Here is an 18,630-nt window from a genome sequence, read left to right on the forward strand (position 1 = left end):
CTGTTTGTGGTCAGGCGGCTGAGGGGCCGGAGCTGCCCGGGCTGGCGTGCCACAGCCGCCGGGGCGGGGTGACGATGGCCGGGCCGAGGTCGGAGTAGGGCGAGAGGCGGAAGCCGTTGGGGTATTCGATTCTGCGTCCGCGGACCCCGGCCACCCGCTCAGGCGTCTCCGCGAGCAGGGCGCGGACCGCTTCGATGCCCTGGGAGCGCCAGAGCACGTCCAGGTCCACCAGGTCCCAGCAGTCCACCGCCCGCATCGACACCGCCCGCGTGCCCGTCCGCCGGACCACCCCCCGAGCCAGCAGGAGCCACGACCCGAAGACGGTCGCCGCGCACCGCCCCTGCACCGACTCGAAGAACGTCAGGTCGATCGGCCCGGTCGAGTCGTCGAGCGTGGTGAAGATGACGCGCTGGCCCGAGCGCACGGCAGGCGTCTGCGTCGCCACCTTGACCCCCGCCACCAGCACCTCGGCCCCGTTGCGCTGTGCGAGAAGATCCTTGGAACGTACCACTCCGAGCAGGTCGAGCAGCTCGTCGTGGAAGCTGATGATGTGCCGGCTGATGTCGATGCCGAGAATCTCCAGCTCGGCCTCGACCATTTCCGCCTCCGTCATCTCGGGCAGCTCCCCCGGCGGCAGGTGCTCGGTGAAGCCCAGCGGGAGCTGCACGGAGGGTTCTTCCGCTCGGGACGGGCGCACGGGGGTGTAGCGCTTGGAGGTGCGCGAACCGGCCCGCACCCCGCTCGACGAGGCCCGCTCCAGCGCGCCGACCTGGGCGATCAGGTCACGCCTGGTCAGCTCGCCGGGCCGCCAGCGTGGCCCGCCCGGATGCAGGTCGTGCAGCGCGTCCAGGCCGCCGACCTGGACGATCCGCTCGATCGTCGGCCGCGAGGGCCGGGCGCGGTCCCAGAAGTCGGCCAGCGACGTGTACGGCTGCCCCGCCACCATCCGCTCGACCTCCGCCTCGCTCACGCCCTTGATCGCCGAGAACGGCACCCGCAGCGCGTACCCCTTGCCGATCTCCCCGATCCTGAACTCCACCCGCCGGCCTTCCGGCGCCCGCGCACGGACCTGGGTGCGCGGACCCAGCCGCTCCACCCGCCAGTCCTTGCCGGACTTGTTGACGTCGAGCGGCAGGATCTTGATCCCGCACTGCCTGGCCTCGTCGATGATGACCCGCGGCGGGTACATGCCGGGCTCGTGCGTGAGCACCCCGGCGAAGAACGCCGCCGCGTGGTGCCGCTTCAGCCAGGCCGACTGGTAGGTAGGCAGCGCGAACGCCGCCGCGTGCGCCTTGCAGAACCCGAACGCCCCGAACGCGTCCAGCACGTGCCAGGCCCGCTCCACCGACGCGTCGTCGAAGCCGTTGGACTTGGCCAGGGGCACGAACACCCCGCGCACCCGATCCCGCCCCTCCGGCGTGTCGAGGGTGCGCCGCAACATCTCGGCGTACGACAGGTCCCGCCCGGTCATCACCGAGATGATCCTGAGCACCTGCTCGTGGAAGACCACGACGCCGTGCGTCTCCTTCAGCGCCTCCCGCAGCCGCTCGTGCGGATAGTACGGCTGCCGCCACCCGTGCCTGGCCTCCAGGTAGGGGGTGACCATGTCGGAGTTGACCGGCCCCGGCCGGAACAGCGAGATGTCCACGATCAGGTCGTGCAGCGTACGCGGCTCCAGCTTGGCCACCAGCTCCCGCTGACCCGGCGACTCGATCTGGAAGCAGCCGAGAGTCCGGGCGGCGCAGATCATGTCGTAGGTGTCCTGGTCATCGTGGGGAACGTACTGGACGCCGGGGTCCTCTCCCTGCTGCGTGTCCAGCTCGACCACGACGTCGTCCACGCGCTTGATCTCGGTCAGCGCGTACGCCATCGCCGACTGCATCCGCACGCCCAGCACGTCGAGCTTGAGCAGCCCGGCCTCCTCCACGTCGTCCTTGTCGAACTGCGACATCGGGAACTCCAGCAGGCTGCGCTCCACCGGCGTCCTGTCCCGCAGCCCCGCGTTGCCGATCAGCACGCCGCACGGGTGCAGCGCGATGTGCCTGGGCAGGCCGTCGAGCTTCTCCGCCAGCCGGAACACCCGGTCCAGGCCCGCCTCGTTGAGCCGGCTGTCGCGCAGCTCGGGCAGGTCGTGCAGCGACGCGGTGATCTGCTTGGCCCTGATGTGCGGGAACGCCTTGGCGATCGCGTCGATCTCGTGCGGCGGCAGGCCCATCGCGCCGGCGACGTCGCGGATGGCGCTGCGCGCCCGGTAGGTCTCCATCATGGACACGCAGGCCACGCGGGCCTCGCCGTACTGGTCGAAGATGGCCTTGTAGCAGTCGAGACGGCGGGCCGACTCCACATCGACGTCGATGTCGGGCAGCCCGATGCGGCCTTCGGACAGGAAACGCTCCATGAGCAGCTCGTGGTCGAGCGGGTTGACCTCGCCGATGCCGATGAGGTAGTTGACCAGGCTGCCGGCGCCCGAGCCGCGGATGGCGCAGCGGATGCCCCTGCCGCGGATCATGTCGGTGATGCCGGCCACGGCGATGAAATATCCGGACAGGCGCTTCTTCTCGATGATGGCCATCTCGTCCCGCAGGCGCCCCCTGGCCTCGGCCGAGCGGTCGAGGCCGCGCCTGATCAGTCCGTCCTCGACGCGGTGGCGCAGCAGCGGCACCGGGTCCCGGCCGATCTCGGGCAGGTGCAGGTTCGGCGGGTCGTTGCGGAGCGCGAGCAGGTCGAGCGGCTCCATCGAGCATGCCTCGGCCAGCCGCCTGGTGGTGTACAGCAGCCGCGCCACCCTCGTCTCGTCCGCGCCGCAGACCTTGGCCGCCACCTGCCACATCTCCTTGGTGCTCTTGAGGTAGGCGTGCGAGGTGGTGCGGTCCAGGTGGCGCGGGTGCAGCGGGACGAGCTGGCGGGCCGCGTCGAGCACGTCGCCGACCTGGTGGTCGACCGGGTCCAGATAGCGCACCGCGTTGGTCAGCACGGCGGGCACGCCCATGGACTCGGCCAGGCCGAGCATGCGCACGGCCGTGGTGGCATCGCGGTAGCCGTACTGGTCGACCAGCTCGATCACGACGCCGGGCACCGTGTCCCGCCACAGGCCGAGCAGTGTCCTGGCCTGCTCGTCGCGCCGCTCGGCCACCGCGCGGCCCACGTCGGACCTGGGGCCGAGCAGCACCACCAGGCCGTCCTCGGCGCCGAACCCATGATCGCCGCCCGGCTCTCCGGCCCACTCACCGACCAGATCGCGGGTCACCTCCGGCTTGCCCCGCTCTCCCGCATGGTGGGCGGCCGTGACCAGGCGGGAGAGGCGCGACCAGCCGCGGCCGCGGGCCAGCACGGTGACCCGGTCCTCGGCGCTCGGCCCGGTCTTGGGGCGGGGGGCGGGAATGCCGGGAAGCAACGACGGGGGCGGGGTGGCGAGCGCCAGGTTCACGCCGAGGACCGGGGCGATCCCGGCCTCGGCGCACGCCTGGGCGTGCTTGATCGCGCCGTAGAGGCCGTCGCGGTCGGTCAGCGCCAGGATGTCCATGCCGAACTCGGCCGCCCTCCGCACCAGCGCCTGCGGGAAGGCGGTGCCGTAGCGCATGGAGTACGAGGAGCACACGTCGAGGTGCGGGAACGGGGGCGCCATCAGTCCCACGCCCTCAGCAGCAGCCAGCCGTTGCTGGCGGTGTCGTAACGCAGCTCGTAAGAGCCGGCCTCGCGCCCCGGGCTGGCCTCCACCCGCCAGAACTGCCGCTCACCGGGGTCGCCCTCGCTGGTCTTCCACCACTCGCGCGCGACCACCCAGTGGTCCAGGACACGACGAACCATATAGAGGCGGTCGCGCCAGACGAACTGGGTCGGCTCCCCGTCCCTGGTCCACACCTCTATCGGATCGCCATAGAGTCTGCTCAAGACGCTTCTCCCCGCGGCTCTGGTCCTCTGTTTGAGCCACCCGGGGGAAGGCGGGCGCTTATAAGTCGAACATATGTTCTCAGCTCCGAGATCGCAAGTCGATTGCCTGCCGAACGAGCGGGTTCGCGCCGATCGAATTGCGGATGCTGAAGGCCACGCTGCCTGCGCGGTAACGGTCGTCGGAGGTCTCCACGGGGCGGCCCTCGTGGGTGGTGGTGGTCCTGCGCTGGCGCAGCAGCGGGCTGCCGCGGCGTACCCCCAGCAGGTGGGCGTCCTGGACCCCGGCGGAGACCGCGTCGATGAGGTGCTCGCCGTAGGCGAACACGAGCCCGATCGCGTCGTACAGCGCCTCGGTGACCGACTCGCAGTCGGCGGGCAGCAGTTCGACGGCGGGGGTCACCCACTCCGCGTACACCGTGCGCTCGACGAGAACGGGGTCGCCCTCCAGCGTGCGCAGGCGCAGCACCTCCAGCACCTCACCACCGCCTAATCTGGCGGACTCGGCTGCGCTCGCCCGGCGACGGCGCTGCTCGATCACCTGGCCGCCGAAACGGTAACCGCCCGCGCGCGCCCACTGCGCGAAGCTGTGCAGCTCGGCGAAGCTCTGGCTGCGCGCGGCCCCGAGCACGATGCGCCTGGCGCCCTGCCTGGAGCCGACCAGGCCCTCGGCGACCAGCACGGCCACCGCCTGGCGCACGGTGCCGCGGGCCGCGCGGAACCGCCCGGCCAGTTCGGCCTCGCTGGGGAGCTGGGAACCGACCGGGTACGCGCCGGAGAGGATCTCTTCCCGCAGCTCATCGGCGATCAGTTCATAGCGCGCAACCAAGGCCGTCCCCTCCCATTCACGAAAGAGCAACATTCATGCGACTTACTAGTGCTCGCTTGTTTGTACAAGTTCCTCTAGTTTCTTTGCACACCCCCTGCACAATGGAGGCGTCGTGTTCACATATCGCGCCCGCGCGGCCGGCCTTGCCGCAGCCCTCACCGTAGTCACCGCGGCTTGCGGAGCCGCCCCCGGCACCCAGGCGACCACCCAAGCCTCCCAAGGCGGGGTGAACGCGGCCACCGCCACCTCCGCCGCCGACTTCGGCGGCTTCGACAAGCTCGTCGAGGCGGCCAAGAAGGAGGGCAACCTGCACGTCATCGCCCTGCCGCCGGACTGGGCCAACTACGGCGAGATCATCGAGAAGTTCCAGGCCAAGTACGGCATCAAGATCGAGAGCGAGACCCCCGACGCGGCCAGCGCCGACGAGATCAACGCGGTGAAGACCCGCAAGGGCCAGGACCGCGCCCCCGACGTGCTGGACCTCGGCCAGTCGTTCGCCATCAGCGGCGCCGCCGAAGGGCTGTTCGCGCCGTACAAGGTGCAGACGTTCGACAAGATCCCCGAGGGGCAGAAGGAGTCGACCGGGCTCTGGGTCAACGACTACGGCGGTTACGTGTCCATCGGCTGCGACGCCAAGAAGATCGCCACCTGCCCGACCAGCTTCGCCGACCTGCTCAAGCCCGAGTACAAGGGCAAGGTCGCGCTGAACGGCAACCCGACCAAATCCGGCTCGGCCTTCGCCGGCGTGTACGCCGCCGCCCTCGCCAACGGCGGCTCCTTCGACGACATCCAGCCCGGCATCGACTTCTTCAAGAAGCTCAAGGACGCCGGCAACTACAACCCGGTCGAGACCACGCCGGCCACCATCGAGAAGGGCGAGACCCAGATCAGCATCGACTGGGACTACAACAACGCCGCCTACGCGCCCCAGATGGCTGCCAAGGGCATCGACTGGAAGGTCAACATCCCCTCCGACGGCAAGTACTTCCAGATGTACGCCCAGGCCATCAACAAGGACGCCCCGCATCCGGCGGCGGCCAGGCTGTGGCAGGAGTTCCTCTACAGCGCCGAGGGCCAGAACCTGTTCCTCAAGGGCTTCGCCCGGCCCGTCCTGATGCCGGCGATGACCGCGGACGGCACCGTGGACAAGGCGCTGGCCGAGAAGCTGCCCTCGGTGGAGGGCACGCCCACGTTCCCGACGAGCGCACAGGTGGACGCGGCCAAGGCCAAGCTGGCCAGCGGCTGGGACGCCGCGATCTCGGGATGAGCAGGACTCGTTCGAAGGGCTGGCTGGGGGCGCTGCCCCTGCTGGCGTTCTTCGCGCTTGTCTTCGGCGTCCCCGCCATCGCGCTGGTGGTGGGGGCGTTCACCGTGCAGGGGCGGCCGAGCCTGGCGAACCTGGCGCAGAGCTTGCAGGGCGGCTACCTCAACGCCATGATCGGCAGCGTGCGGCTGTCGGCCGTGGTCGCGCTGCTGGGGGCGGTGCTGGGCACGTTCCTCGCCCACGCCGTCGTGACCTCGCGTTTCACGCTGCTGCGTGAGGCGGTGCTGACGGCATCCGGGGTGCTGGCCAACTTCGGCGGGGTGCCGCTGGCGTTCTTCTGGATCGCCACGCTGGGCAACTCGGGCGTGGTGAGCGGCCTGATCGGGCTGCCGTCGGGCTCGCTCTACACGTTCTGGGGCCTGGTCGTCGTCTACCTCTACTTCTCGATCCCGCTGATGGTGCTGGTCATGGCGCCGGCGCTGGACGGGCTGCGGCCGCAGTGGCGCGAGGCGGCCGCGAACAACGGCGCCACCGCCTGGCACTACTGGCGCTTCGTCGCGCTGCCGGTGCTCACGCCGGCCATGCTGGGCGGGGTGGTGCTGCTGTTCGGGTCGTCCTTCTCCGCGTACGCCACCGCGAACGCCATGGTCGGCACCGTCGTGCCGCTCGTCACCCTGAAGATCGCCAGCGCGCTCACCGGCGACGTGCTGATCGGCTACGAGAACATCGCGCTGGCGCTCAGCCTCGACATGGTCGTGGTGGCCGGGCTGGTGATGGCGGTCTATCTGCCGCTGCAGAGGAGGAGCTCCCGATGGCTGCACTGACCGGCCTGGAGCCCGTCGCCGCGGTCGCCAAGCCGCCCGCCCGGCCGCGGGTGTGGCGCGGGGTGGTGTTCCTGCTGGCCGCCGCGTACTTCCTGATCCCGCTCGGCGCCTCCTTCTGGTACACGGTCCACACGCCCGTCGAAGGCGTGTCGCTGTCCGCCTACGGCGAGCTGCTGACGGCCGAGGGGTTCGTACGGTCGCTGCTGCTGTCGCTGGGCCTCGCGGTCGCCACGATCGTGCTGGTGCTGCTGCTGTCGCTGCCCGCGATGCTGGCCGTGCGGCTGTTCGCGCCGCGGCTGCGGCCGGTGATGGAGATGTTGTGCACGCTGCCGCTGGTGGTGCCGCCGATCACGTTCGTCGCCGGGATCGGGACCTCGCTGCGGGTGGGGACCGACGTGCTGGCGCCGACGCCGTTCTGGCGCACGATCATCGCGGTGCAGGACCCGGGGTTCCCCGTGGTGCTGGTGCTGGCGTACGTGGTGCTGGTGCTGCCGTTCGTCTACCGGTCGCTGGACTCCGGGCTGCGCACGATGGACGTGCGGACGCTGGTCGAGGCGGCCCGCAATCTGGGCGCCTCGTGGCCGTACGTGGTGTTCCGGGTCGTCGTGCCCAACCTGCGCTCGGCGCTGGCCAGCGCGTCGTTCCTGACGCTGGCGCTGGTGCTGGGCGAGTACACCGTCGCCAGCCTGCTGGGGTACGAGCCGTTCGCCGTGTGGATCGTGACCGTCTCCGGCTCCGCGGGGCAGCTCTCGGTCGCCGTGTCCATCCTCAGCCTGCTGCTCATCTGGCTGCTGCTGCTCGCCGTGTCCACCGTCTTCGGTAGGGAGAAACAGAAATGACCGCATCGGTGGAGCTGCGCGCGCTCCAGCGGGTGTTCGGCAAGACGGTCGCGCTGGACGGCCTCGACCTGGTCATCGCCCCCGGCGAGTTCGTCGCCCTGCTCGGGCCCTCCGGGTGCGGCAAGACGACGGCGCTGCGGTGCGTGGCCGGGTTCGAGCGGCCGGACTCCGGGGCGGTGCTGGTGGACGGCAAGGACATCACGAATGTCCCGGCCAACAAGCGGGACGCGGGCATGGTCTTCCAGTCCTACTCCCTCTTCCCGAACCTCAACGCCCGCGACAACGTCGCCTTCGGCCTGCGCGTCCGCAACGTGTCCGCGACGGTCCGGCACGCCAAGGCGAACGAGCTGCTGGAGCTCGTCGGCCTGCCCGAGCACGCCGACCGCTACCCGCACCAGCTGTCGGGAGGCCAGCAGCAGCGTGTCGCCCTGGCCCGCGCGCTCGCCCTGGAGCCGCGGGTGCTGCTGCTGGACGAGCCGCTGTCGGCGCTGGACGCCAAGGTGCGCGTGGCGCTGCGTGAGGAGATCCGCCGCCTCCAGCTCGACCTCGGCATCACGACGATCTTCGTCACCCACGACCAGGAGGAGGCGCTGTCGGTCGCCGACCGGGTGGCGGTGCTGCGTGACGGGCGGCTCGAACAGGTGGGCTCGCCTGCCGAGATCTACGACCGGCCGGCCACGCCGTTCGTGGCGGAGTTCGTCGGCACCATGAACCACCTCGCCGGTCACCTCACCGGGGATCAGGTGTCGGTGCTCGGGCAGCTCCTTCCCGTGGACGGGGAGGTTCCTGAGGATCCGTCCGTGGACGTGCTGATCCGTCCGGAGGCGGTGCGGGTCGTCCCGGACGAGGACGGGGCCGCCGAGGTGATCACGGCGTCGTTCCGCGGCGCCTCCGTACGGCTGCGGCTGGCGGTCGAGGGCGGGGAGGTCCTCGCCGACGTGCCCGGGCACGAGGCGGCCAGTCTCGGGCCCGGCACGCGGGTGGCCGTCCGGCTGGTGGAGCGGCCGGTGCTGGTGGCGGCCCGTACGGTCACGGTCCCCGCACCCGTCGTGGCCGCCGATGCCGTCTGACCGCGTGGCTCCCGGGCCCGATGCTGTGCTGCTGGACATGGACGGCACGCTGGTGGACACCGAGGGGCTGTGGTGGCAGGCGGCCGAGGCCGTCGCCGAGTCCCTCGGTCGCCGCCTGAGCCCGGCCGACGTGCCGCACGTGCATGGCCGGACGGTCGAGGACGTGGCCGCTTACCTGGTGCAGGACGAGCCGGCCGGGCACCCGGTCCCGGACGATGTGACCGAACGCGCGATCCCTGACGACACGGCCGGGCGGGCGTTCAGCGCGGTGGCCGATCGCCTGACCGACGCCTTCGCCGCCCGGGTCGCGGCCGACGTGACCGTCGTGCCCGGCGCCCGCGAGCTCCTCGACGGCCTGGCCGCCGCCGCCATCCCGACGGCGCTGGTCAGCGCCTCCCCCCGGCGCGTGGTCGATCTGGTGCTCCCCCGCCTGGATCACCCGTTCGACCTGGTGATCGCGAACGAGGACACGGCACGCGGCAAGCCGTACCCGGACCCGTACCTGGAGGCGGCCCGGCGGCTCGGCACGACCCCCGCACGCTGCGTCGCCATCGAGGACAGCCCGGCAGGCGTCGCGGCCGCTCGAAAAGCGGGGTGCCACGTGCTCGTGGTGGAGCCCCAGCACGGCCTGCCGTCGCTCGACCGCGTGCAAGGGGTCTGCGCCGAGCCGGGCCCTGTGGGTAAGCTAGCGCGCCGTGAGCGGTGAAACCTCCCACATTGGGCGCTACAGGTTACTCAGCGTGCTGGGCCGCGGTGGGATGGGCACGGTGCACCTCGCCGAGGATCCCGCCGGGCAGCGGGTCGCCGTCAAGGTGATCAATCCGGAGCTGACCCAGCACGAGCAGTTCCGCATGCGCTTTCGCAGGGAGGCCGACGCCGCGCGCCGCGTACGCAGGTTCTGCACGGCCGCGGTGCTCGAGGCCGCGCTCGACGGAGACCAGCTCTACGTGGTCACCGAATACGTGCCGGGACCCAACCTTGAGGAGGCCGTACGCCAGTCGGGTCCGCTCCGCGGCTCCAGCCTGGACGCGCTGGCCGTCAGCGTGGCCACCGCGCTCACCGCCATTCACGGGGCCGGGGTGGTGCACAGGGATCTCAAGCCGTCGAACGTGCTGCTGTCCCCGGTCGGCCCGCGCGTGATCGACTTCGGCATCGCGCGGGCGCTGGACACGCTGGGCGGCGTCACCGGCACCGGCGAGCTGGTCGGCACGCCCCGTTACATGGCGCCCGAGGTGCTGCGGGGTGACCCGATCTCGCCGGCCTGCGACGTGTTCTCGTGGGGCTGCCTGATCGCGTTCGCCGCCAGCGGGCGGACCCCCTTCGGCGGGGAGACGCTGCCGGCGATCGTCTACCAGGTGCTCAACACCGAGCCGAACCTCGCTGACGTCGACCCCGGCCTGCGTGAGCTGCTCGCGGCGGCGCTGCGCAAGGACCCCGCCATGCGGCCCACCGCCCAGCAACTGCTCGACCACCTCGTCGGCCGCTCGGCCGGGCCCGAGCAGGCGGCGCAGACCGTGCAGGTGGCCTGGCAGCACGCCACCGCCGCGTACACCGAGGTCCAGCCGACGAAGAAGGCGGGCCGCGGGAAACTCTACGGCGCTCTCGCGGGCGCCGCCGTTCTCCTCGTGGGCGCGAGCGTGGGCGCCTGGAGTGTGCTCGGCCCGAGCGGGCCGCCCGATCTGGGGGTGCTCTACGCGGAGGACTTCACGCAGACCTCCGGCGGCTGGAGCGGCACCTACGATCCCGAGGCGTCCAGCAGCTACGGCTACCGCACCGACGGCACGTACGGGCTGGACGTGGAGAAAGGGTACGAGGAGCGGTGGGCGAAGGCGCCCATCCCCTTCCTCGTCGCCACGCCCACGACGACGCCCGACCCCTCGGCCACGCCCACCCCGATGTTGCCCGCGAGCGTCGTCGTCGGCGTCACCGCCGAGATCAAGCGGTCGTCGGGCACCGGCGAATACGGCGTCTACTGCCACAATTCCAACGATGACGACACCTACTACGAGTTCGGGCTGGACACGAAGGGCATGGCCAGGATCCGGCGCATCGTCGACGGGGCGGGCGGCACGCTGGCCCAGCCGGTCCTGGTCGACGACGTGCGCGGCAAGCCGGCCCGCATCGTGGCCTCGTGCGAGCAGCGCGGGTCGGCCGTGCGGCTGACGATGTGGGTGAACGACGAGCAGGTTCATCAGGTGGACGATCCGAACGGCATCGGCAACGGGTTCGTCGGCCTGTTCGCGCGCACGCCGAAGGGCAGCGACTCGGTGCTGAAGACCACGTTCGACGACTTCGAGCTGCGGGGGACGAAGGAGGAGTCCTAGCCGGTCCTCATGAGCCCCATCGACCTCCCCTTTCGACGCTGAGTCCTCTCAAAGCACGCCGGCGCGGGCCGCCGCAAGGGCGGCGTCGGCGGCTCGGTCGGCGTCCTGCTCGGTCACCGGCTCGTGGGCGACGAACAACCGGTAGTAGACCGGCGCCACCGCGACCCTGATCACCTCCCTGACGTCCACCACGTCAGGGAGGTCGCCTCGGGCGATCGCACGGCGCACGACCTCGGCCGACTGGTCGTGCCTGGCGACGAAGAACTCGTGCAGCGCCCGCGCCGCCTCCGGGCTCTGCACGGCCGCGGCCACGAAGGCCGACGACACCGGGCCCAGCTCGGGATCGGCGAAGCCGGAACGGACGAGCTGGACGATGCCCCGCAGATCACCCTGGATCGTGCCGGTGTCGGGAATCGGCCACGGCTCGTCCCTGGCCAGCTCCAGCGCGTCGGAGATCAGCCCCTCCACGCTGCCCCAGCGCCGGTAGACGGTCGTCTTGTGCACGCCTGACCGCTCGGCCACCCGCTCGACCGTCAACCCCGCATACCCGTGCTCGGCCAGCTCCCCCAGCGTGGCCTGCCGCACGGCGTCGCGCACCCGCGCGCTCCGCCCTCCGGGACGCTTGCCGCTCGCTCCCAAAAACTACTCCAGTTGCGTTTGAGGTCTCTTCTGTGACAGACTAAAGCTACATCAGTTGCGATTGGAGTTCCATCCTGATCCACCTCCAAAGCGTTTCCAAGTCCTACGGCGAGCGTGCCGTGCTCGCCGAGCTGACCCTGTCCGTGAAGCCCGGCGAGCGCGCGGGCATCGTCGGCGAAAACGGCTCTGGCAAGTCCACGCTGCTCCGGCTGCTGGCCGGGGTCGAGCGCCCCGACGACGGCGAGGTCGTCGTGTCCGGCGACGTCGGCTACCTCGGGCAGACGCTCGGCCTGCCGCCCGGTCACACGGTCCAGCAGGCCGTCGACGCCGCGCTGGCCGGCCTGCGCGCCATGGAGCGCAGGATGCGCGAGCTGGAGTCGGCGCTCACCGACGAGGTGATGGACGAATACGGCGAGTTGCTGACGATCTACGAGGCCCGGGGCGGCTACGAGGCGGACGCCCGGGTGGACAAGGCGTTCCACGGCCTCGGCCTGGCCCACGTGGGCCGCGACCGGGTGTTGTCGAGCCTGTCGGGCGGCGAGCAGGCACGGCTGGGCCTGGCCTGCGTCCTGGCCGCCGCGCCTCGGGTGCTGCTTCTCGACGAGCCGACCAACCACCTCGACGAGTCGGCGCTGACCTGGCTGGAGGACCGGCTGCGCGAGCACCGGGGCACGGTGGTCGTGGTGTCGCACGACCGGGTCTTCCTCGACCGGGTCGCCACGGCGGTGCTCGAGGTCGAGGACGGCGCCGTCACCCGCTTCGGCGGCGGCTACACCGGGTTCCTGTCGGCCAAGAACGCGGCGCGGGCACGCTGGGAGCAGTCCTACGCGGCGTGGTGCGAGGAGGTGCGGCAGGTGCGCGAGCATGCCGCCACCACCGCCCACCGGGTCGCCGCCGGGCGGACGATGCGCGACAACAACAAGATGGCTTACGACCGCAACGCCGGGCGGGTGCAGAGCTCGGTGGCCAGCCGGGTCCGCAATGCCCACGAGCGGCTGCGCCGGTTGCTGGACGACCCGGTGCCGCGCCCGCCGGACCCGTTGCGCTTCCGCGGCACGTTCGGCGCGGCCGCCGCCGATCCCGCATACGAGCAGGCGATTCGGGTGGCGGACAGAGCGATGGATGGCGGAGGCGCCGATCGGCGTGCGGTGGCCGACCTGCGCGACATCCGGGTCGGTGACCGGTTGCGGGTCCAGTCGCTGACGATCGAGGCAGGCGACCGGCTGCTGGTGCGCGGCCCCAACGGCGCGGGCAAGTCCACGCTGCTGCGGACCATCGCCGAGCACGCCCGCGACCACGTCAGGGTCGGCTACCTGCCCCAGGAGGTCACGTTCGACCCCGACCTGGCGGTCTTGGCCGCCTACGGGCACGGCTACGCGGACGAGCGCGCGCCGGCGCTGCTGAGCACCGGCCTGTTCAGGCCGCACACGCTCGGCCAGAAGGTCGGCGAGCTGTCGGTCGGGCAGCGGCGCCGGCTCGCACTGGCCAGGCTGCTGGCCGCCGAGCATGACCTGCTGCTGCTCGACGAGCCCACCAACCACCTGTCACCGCTCCTGGCCGAGGAGCTGGAGCAGGCGCTCGACGGCTACCGCGGCACGCTGGTCGTGGTGTCGCACGACCGCGCGCTCACGCGGCGTTTCCAGGGCAAAGAACTCCACCTCGCGGGAGGACGCATATGTTGACCAGGATCGGCGCCGGCGCGCCGTACGGCATCGCCACGGGGACGGACGGGGCGCTCTGGTTCACGCTCGTCCACGAGGGACGGATCGGCAGGCTGATGCCCGGCCAGGAGCCGATGATCCACCAGCTCGACCCGGCCGACGGCCAGCCGACCGTGATCGCGCCCGGACCCGACGGAATGATGTGGTTCACGGAAGGCAAAGGCGGGCGGGTCTGCCGCATCACCGCCGACGGGCAGGTGACCACGCACGCGGCGGACTCGCCGTACGGGATCGCCGCGGGTCCGGACAGCGCCATGTGGTTCACGCAGATGCGGAGCGGAAGGATCGGGCGCATCGCGGCGGATGGGTCGTCGGCGGAGTTCGAGGTGCCGGTGGAGGGCGGCGGCATGCCGGCCTTCATCACGGCGGGCCCGGACGGTGCGATGTGGTTCACGCTCAACCAGGGCAACGCGGTGGGGCGGGTCTCGTTGGAGGGTGAGGTGGTCGTTCACCCGCTTCCGACAGCGGGGGCCGGGCCGGTGGGGATCACGTGCGGGCCGGATGAGGCGTTGTGGTTCGTCGAGATCGGCGCCGGTCAGGTCGGGCGGATCGACACGTCAGGGAAGGTTGATGAATATCCGCTTCCCGATCGGGAGTGCCGGCCGCATGCGATCGTGACCGGCCCCGATGGCGCCCTGTGGTTCACCGAGTGGGCCGCTGATCGTGTCGGGCGCATCACCACCGACGGCATCATCGAAGAGCACCCGCTCCCCCGCCTGCCTGGCGAGCCCAGCAAGGTGGAGCCCCATGGGCTGACCGTCGGGCCCGACGGCGCGATCTGGGTGGCGTTGGAAGCGGGGGCGCTGGCCCGCCTCACCTGACCCGCACGCCGAAGCCGTGCCGCTCCGCTTCAGGCGGGGGGCGGGTGGCACGGAAGATGGCGGGCGGAGTTGACTAGGGGCATGCGTGCCATCATCGTCTCCGCCCAAGGCGGTCCAGAGGTTCTCGAATACGCCGAACGTCCCGATCCGGTCCCCGGTGACGGCGAGGTCGTGGTGGACGTCGCCGCCAGCGGCGTCAACTTCATCGACATCTACCACCGCTCCGGCGCCTACCCGCTCCCCCTCCCCACGACAATCGGCTCCGAGGGCGCGGGGACCGTGTCGGCCGTCGGGGCGGGGGTGCGGGACGTGGCCGTGGGCGACACCGTGGCCTGGGCCGGCGTGCTGGGCAGCTACGCCGAGAAGGCCGTGGTCCCGGCCGATCGGGTGGTGCCGGTGCCGGACGGGGTGCCGGCCGAGGTGGCGGCCGCGGCGATGTTGCAGGGCATGACCGCCCATTACCTGACCCACTCCACGTACGCGGTCAAGGAGGGCGACCAGGTCCTCGTGCACGCGGGAGCGGGCGGCATGGGGCAACTGCTGATCCAGATCGCCAAGTTCACGGGCGCCAAGGTCTACACGACGGTCTCCACCAGCGAGAAGGAGAAGCTGGCCCGCGAGGCCGGCGCGGACGAGGTGCTGCGGTACGACACCTTCGCGGAGGCGCTGCGCGGCAGGATCGACGTCGTGTACGACGGCGTCGGCGCGACCACGTTCGACGGCGGGCTGGAGGCGCTGCGTCCGCGCGGCCTCATGGCCCTGTACGGCGCGGCCAGCGGCCCGGTGCCGCCGGTGGATCCGCAGACGCTCAACAAGCAGGGCTCGCTCTTCCTGACCAGGCCCACGCTCGTGCACTACATCGCCGAGCGGGCGGAGCTGCTCCAGCGCGCGTCCGACCTGTTCGGCTGGATCGCGTCCGGGCAGGTCACGATCAACATCTCGCACCGCTACCCGCTGGCCGACGCGCGGCACGCCCATGAGGATCTGGCGGCCCGCCGTACCACCGGGAAGTTGCTTCTCATACCCTGACGTCCATGGACATCGCGGGATCTGTCTGGTCGTTCGCCGCCGTGGTGGCTCTGCTGACCATCACCCCGGGCCTGGACACGGCCTTGGTCCTGCGGACGTCGTTGGTGGCCGGGAGGCGGCCGGCCTGGGGTGTGACGCTGGGCATCCAGCTCGGCACGCTCATCTGGGGTGTGCTGACCGCGGCGGGGCTGTCGGCGCTGCTGGCGGCCTCGCAGCCGGCGTACACCGCGCTGCGCTGGGCGGGGGCGGCGTACCTGGTGTGGATGGGGCTGCGCATGGTCCTGGCCAGGCACGACCCTCAGGAGTTGCCCGAACAGCCGCAGGAGGTCGGGTTCGGGAAGGGGTTCGGGCGCGGGCTCATGACGAACCTGCTCAACCCCAAGGTGGGGGCGTTCTACGTGGCCATGTTGCCGCAGTTCATCCCGGACGAGGCGCCGCATGCCGTCATGGGGTTGCTGCTGGCAGGCGTGCACGTGGCCGAGGGGCTGGTGTGGAGCGCGGCGCTGATCGGGTTCGCGTCGCTGATGAGCGGCTTCCTGAGGTCCCCGAGGGTGAGGCGGTTCCTGGACCGGCTGACGGGTGTCGTGATCGTCGGGTTCGGCGTGCGGTTGGCCGTCAGCGAGTGACGCCCACGGACCGGGTCAGTGGCTGAAGCCGGCGGGCCAGCCCAGCAGGCGGGCGCCGAGCACCGCGGTCTCCAAGGTGAAGCGCTGCGTCGGGTCGTCGGGTGAGAAGCCGGTCAGGCGGCGGATTCGTTCCAGCCGGTACGTCACCGCCCGCGTGCTGAGCCCCAGCCGCCGGGCGGCGGCCGCCTGATTGCCCTGCGAGGCGAAGATCGCCTCCAGCGTCTCGAGCAGCGGCTCGTGCCCGCCCCGCGCCCCGAGCAGCGGGCTCAGCACGGTGGTCACCAGATCTTCGATGGCACTCCTGTCCCGCAACAGCACGGGGAACACCAGCAGGTCGGCCGCCTTGACCACGTCGGCGCGCAGGCCCAGCCCGTCCGCCAGCCCCAGGGCGTCGGCCGCCTCCCTGAAGGAGGTCACCACGCCGCCGGGTCCCCGGTGCGCCCGGCCGACGCCGACCCGCCACCCGGCCGGGAAGCGGGAGCGTACGTGGTGGGTGAACTCCCCCACGGCGGCCGGCAACGTCGCGGGCGTCACGCACACCAGCAACCCGTCGCGTACGGCGACCAGCACGTTGTGCGAGCCGAAGCGGGCGATCAGGTCACGCTCGATACGTTCCTCGTCACCGTCGCGCATGCCCCGGGCCACGGCCACCACGTACGACTCGGCCAGCCGCAGCCCGAAGTGCTCGGCCCGCTCGGCCAGCCGTTCGGCCCGGCCCTGGAGCAGGTCGTCCACGAACTCCCTGCGTGCCGCCTCCTCGCCGCGGATGGCCGCGAGCTGCGCCTGCTCGTACCCCTCCATCAGCGCCGAGATCAACCTGCGCAGCGCCGGCAGCACCGGGGGCAGGTCCTCGGCGGCGGCGAGCGCGGCGACCACCAGCGCCCGCACGGAGATCCCTAACTCGGCGGCGCGTGTGCCGGCGGCACGGCAGGCCTCGAGCGCCGCGCGGTCCGGCGACCGGCCGGTCGCGGCGCATTCGGCCAGCACTTGGCGATGCCCGCCGAGCAGGTCGGCGGGCATCTCGGAGATCGCCATCACACCCCTACGTCGCGCCTGTCGAAGGCGAGGACCGCGGTCAGCACGAGCACGGCCGTCGCGCCCGCCAGCACAAGGTAGTCGCCGACCGGCAGCCCTTCATAGAGGGGCCGGCCCTCGGCGTAGTAGTGGAACGGCGAGAGCCACCTCAGCCAGGAGATCGCCTCCACCGAGCGGCCCACGGTGACGACCATGTAGCCGGCCACGATCCACACGCCGACCACGGCCGAGGCGATCACCCTGCGCCCGGTGGCCGCGCCGGCGGTCAGCGCCACCGTGCCGGCGAACAGCCCGAGCAGGAACACCCCGGTCTGCGCGGCCAGGAGCCGGTCGAACGGCACCCCGATCTGGACGGACTCGCCCACCGCCCACACCACGGCCAGCGTCACCACGGCCACCGCCAGCAGGGCCACGACCAGCGCCGCGAACCGCTGGAGCACCAGCCGCTTGCGGTCCACGGGCAACGTGACGACCAGCTCCAGCGTGCCGGTCTCCTCCGGCTGCGCGATCGCCCGGTTGGCCAGCAACGTCGCGCACACGATGAACAACATCGGCACGAACAGCTGGTAGACGACCGACTGCAGGTATCCGGCGCCGATGCTCAGGTCGCCTAGACCGCCCATGAGGTCGCGCAGCGGGCCCGGGAACTTGGCCATGGCCTGGGCGTTGAACGTCGCGGGGTCCTGCCGGACGTTCTCGTAAATGCTCAGGTAGACGGTCAGGAAGGCGCTGATGCCGATCATCCACCAGATGAGCGCCCGCCGGTAGTCACGCAGACTCTTGGCGATCACGGTGCCCCTCCTCGTCGCTGTAGTAGGTGAGGAAGATCTCCTCCAGGTCCGGCTCCGCGCTGACCATGTGCACCACGGTGAACCGGGCGGCCGTCTTGATCAGGGCGTCCGGGCGGCCGTCGATCGTGCAGCTCACGCTCGCGCCCTCCACCCGCAGGTCCCGGACTCCCGGCAGGTTCTCGAAGGCGGCGTGCGGCACGGGCGACTCGAAGTGCAGCTCGACCCGGCGCACCGCCTTCTCCCGCAGCGCGGCGACGTTCTCCACGGCCACGAGGCGGCCGTCGCGGACGATGCCGACCCGGTCGGAGACGTTCTCCACCTCGGCCAGCACGTGCGAGGACATGAGCACGGTACGGCCCGAGGTCCGCACCTCCCGCACCAGGGCCAGGAACTCCTGCTGCACCAGCGGGTCCAGCCCGCCGGTCGGCTCGTCGAGTATGAGGAACTCGGGCTCGTGCATGAACGCCTGGATCAGCCCGACCTTCTGCTTGTTGCCCTTGGAGAGCTTGCGCATCTGCACCGACAGGTCGGCGTCGAATCGCTCGGCCAGCGCGTCGATGCGGGAGTCGGGCACGCCGCCGCGTACCCGGCCGAGGAAGCGCAGATAGTCCCTGGCCCGGTCACGGCCCTCCAGGGCCAGTTCGCCCGGCAGGTAGCCGATCCTGGACCGGATCGCGGGTTCGCGCGGGTCGGCGCCGAGCACCCGTACCAGGCCGCGAGTCGGCCTGATCACGTCGAGCAGGAGCCTGATCGTGGTGGTCTTGCCGGCGCCGTTCGGCCCGAGATAGCCGAAGATCTCGCCCGGCTGGATCTCGAGCGTGAGATCCTCCAGCCCCCGGCGTTTCCCGTAATACTTGGTCAGCCCTTCGGCCTGCACCACTGCTGTCATGGCCGCATCTTCCCCGCCCGCCGCGCCGCCCGTCATCGGCA

The 18,630-nt window shown here is 71.3% G+C and carries 17 protein-coding genes; 10 read left to right on the forward strand and 7 right to left on the reverse strand.

What is annotated here, in order from left to right; all coding sequences use genetic code 11:
- Window positions 1–10: 10 nt before the first annotated feature.
- The 3 genes from EDD27_RS31245 to EDD27_RS31255 all read right to left on the reverse strand — a co-directional run bounded on the left by EDD27_RS31245 (window position 11) and on the right by EDD27_RS31255 (window position 4,717).
- Window positions 11–3,625 carry a DNA polymerase III subunit alpha gene (locus EDD27_RS31245; RefSeq protein ID WP_206641732.1) on the reverse strand — a complete coding sequence of 1,205 codons (3,615 nt, stop codon included), beginning with the start codon at window positions 3,623–3,625 and terminating at the stop codon, window positions 11–13.
- Window positions 3,625–3,891: a DUF6504 family protein gene (locus EDD27_RS31250; protein ID WP_241564351.1), complete on the reverse strand. Its 267-nt coding sequence runs from the start codon at window positions 3,889–3,891 to the stop codon at window positions 3,625–3,627. Before EDD27_RS31250 ends, EDD27_RS31245 begins: the two co-directional genes overlap by 1 nt.
- Window positions 3,892–3,970: 79 nt before the next feature.
- Window positions 3,971–4,717, reverse strand: coding sequence for a GntR family transcriptional regulator (locus tag EDD27_RS31255; RefSeq protein ID WP_127935571.1), 747 nt, complete (start codon window positions 4,715–4,717; stop codon window positions 3,971–3,973).
- A 112-nt stretch (window positions 4,718–4,829) separates the two neighbouring features.
- Between EDD27_RS31255 and EDD27_RS31260 the strand changes: the two genes are divergently transcribed.
- The 6 genes from EDD27_RS31260 to EDD27_RS31285 are packed head-to-tail and all read left to right on the forward strand — an operon-like array spanning window position 4,830 to window position 11,038.
- Window positions 4,830–5,984, forward strand: coding sequence for an ABC transporter substrate-binding protein (locus tag EDD27_RS31260; RefSeq protein ID WP_127935572.1), 1,155 nt, complete (start codon window positions 4,830–4,832; stop codon window positions 5,982–5,984).
- A complete protein-coding gene (locus EDD27_RS31265) occupies window positions 5,981–6,805 on the forward strand; it encodes an ABC transporter permease (RefSeq protein WP_127935573.1) in 825 nt (274 codons plus the stop codon). The genes EDD27_RS31260 and EDD27_RS31265 overlap by 4 nt, the downstream gene beginning before the upstream one ends.
- Window positions 6,793–7,644 (forward strand): ABC transporter permease, encoded by an 852-nt coding sequence (locus EDD27_RS31270; protein ID WP_127935574.1) that lies wholly within the window; start codon window positions 6,793–6,795, stop codon window positions 7,642–7,644. Before EDD27_RS31265 ends, EDD27_RS31270 begins: the two co-directional genes overlap by 13 nt.
- Window positions 7,641–8,714 (forward strand): ABC transporter ATP-binding protein, encoded by a 1,074-nt coding sequence (locus tag EDD27_RS31275; RefSeq protein WP_127935575.1) that lies wholly within the window; start codon window positions 7,641–7,643, stop codon window positions 8,712–8,714. Before EDD27_RS31270 ends, EDD27_RS31275 begins: the two co-directional genes overlap by 4 nt.
- A 4-nt stretch (window positions 8,715–8,718) precedes the next feature.
- On the forward strand, window positions 8,719–9,420 hold the full coding sequence (locus EDD27_RS31280) for an HAD family hydrolase (protein ID WP_241564352.1): 702 nt from the start codon (window positions 8,719–8,721) through the stop codon (window positions 9,418–9,420).
- Window positions 9,410–11,038 carry a serine/threonine-protein kinase gene (locus EDD27_RS31285; RefSeq protein ID WP_241564353.1) on the forward strand — a complete coding sequence of 543 codons (1,629 nt, stop codon included), beginning with the start codon at window positions 9,410–9,412 and terminating at the stop codon, window positions 11,036–11,038. Before EDD27_RS31280 ends, EDD27_RS31285 begins: the two co-directional genes overlap by 11 nt.
- A gap of 48 nt (window positions 11,039–11,086) precedes the next feature.
- On the opposite strand, the gene EDD27_RS31290 is transcribed toward EDD27_RS31285, so the two are convergent.
- Entirely contained in the window at window positions 11,087–11,635 is a 549-nt protein-coding gene (locus tag EDD27_RS31290) for a TetR/AcrR family transcriptional regulator (RefSeq protein ID WP_127935577.1), read from the reverse strand.
- A 113-nt stretch (window positions 11,636–11,748) separates the two neighbouring features.
- Here EDD27_RS31290 and abc-f point away from each other — a divergent pair, with 113 nt between their 5' ends.
- The 4 genes from abc-f (at window position 11,749) to EDD27_RS31310 (ending at window position 15,874) form a co-directional block, all read left to right on the forward strand.
- On the forward strand, window positions 11,749–13,359 hold the full coding sequence (gene abc-f, locus EDD27_RS31295; protein WP_421917335.1) for a ribosomal protection-like ABC-F family protein: 1,611 nt from the start codon (window positions 11,749–11,751) through the stop codon (window positions 13,357–13,359).
- Window positions 13,353–14,219: a Vgb family protein gene (locus tag EDD27_RS31300; protein ID WP_127935579.1), complete on the forward strand. Its 867-nt coding sequence runs from the start codon at window positions 13,353–13,355 to the stop codon at window positions 14,217–14,219. The genes abc-f and EDD27_RS31300 overlap by 7 nt, the downstream gene beginning before the upstream one ends.
- 81 nt (window positions 14,220–14,300) lie before the next feature.
- Complete coding sequence (locus tag EDD27_RS31305) at window positions 14,301–15,248, forward strand: quinone oxidoreductase family protein (RefSeq protein WP_127935580.1); 948 nt, start codon at window positions 14,301–14,303, stop codon at window positions 15,246–15,248.
- 5 nt (window positions 15,249–15,253) lie between these two features.
- Window positions 15,254–15,874, forward strand: coding sequence for a LysE family translocator (locus tag EDD27_RS31310; RefSeq protein ID WP_127935581.1), 621 nt, complete (start codon window positions 15,254–15,256; stop codon window positions 15,872–15,874).
- A gap of 15 nt (window positions 15,875–15,889) precedes the next feature.
- On the opposite strand, the gene EDD27_RS31315 is transcribed toward EDD27_RS31310, so the two are convergent.
- The 3 genes from EDD27_RS31315 to EDD27_RS31325 are packed head-to-tail and all read right to left on the reverse strand — an operon-like array spanning window position 15,890 to window position 18,589.
- Entirely contained in the window at window positions 15,890–16,909 is a 1,020-nt protein-coding gene (locus tag EDD27_RS31315; protein ID WP_127935582.1) for a PucR family transcriptional regulator, read from the reverse strand.
- Window positions 16,909–17,700: an ABC transporter permease subunit gene (locus tag EDD27_RS31320; RefSeq protein WP_127935583.1), complete on the reverse strand. Its 792-nt coding sequence runs from the start codon at window positions 17,698–17,700 to the stop codon at window positions 16,909–16,911. Before EDD27_RS31320 ends, EDD27_RS31315 begins: the two co-directional genes overlap by 1 nt.
- The gene (locus EDD27_RS31325) at window positions 17,678–18,589 is read right to left on the reverse strand and encodes an ABC transporter ATP-binding protein (protein ID WP_127935584.1); all 912 of its coding nucleotides are present in this window, start codon (window positions 18,587–18,589) and stop codon (window positions 17,678–17,680) included. The genes EDD27_RS31320 and EDD27_RS31325 overlap by 23 nt, the downstream gene beginning before the upstream one ends.
- Window positions 18,590–18,630 lie beyond the last annotated feature (41 nt).

The sequence above is a fragment of the Nonomuraea polychroma genome (assembly GCF_004011505.1).
Classification (GTDB): domain Bacteria; phylum Actinomycetota; class Actinomycetes; order Streptosporangiales; family Streptosporangiaceae; genus Nonomuraea; species Nonomuraea polychroma.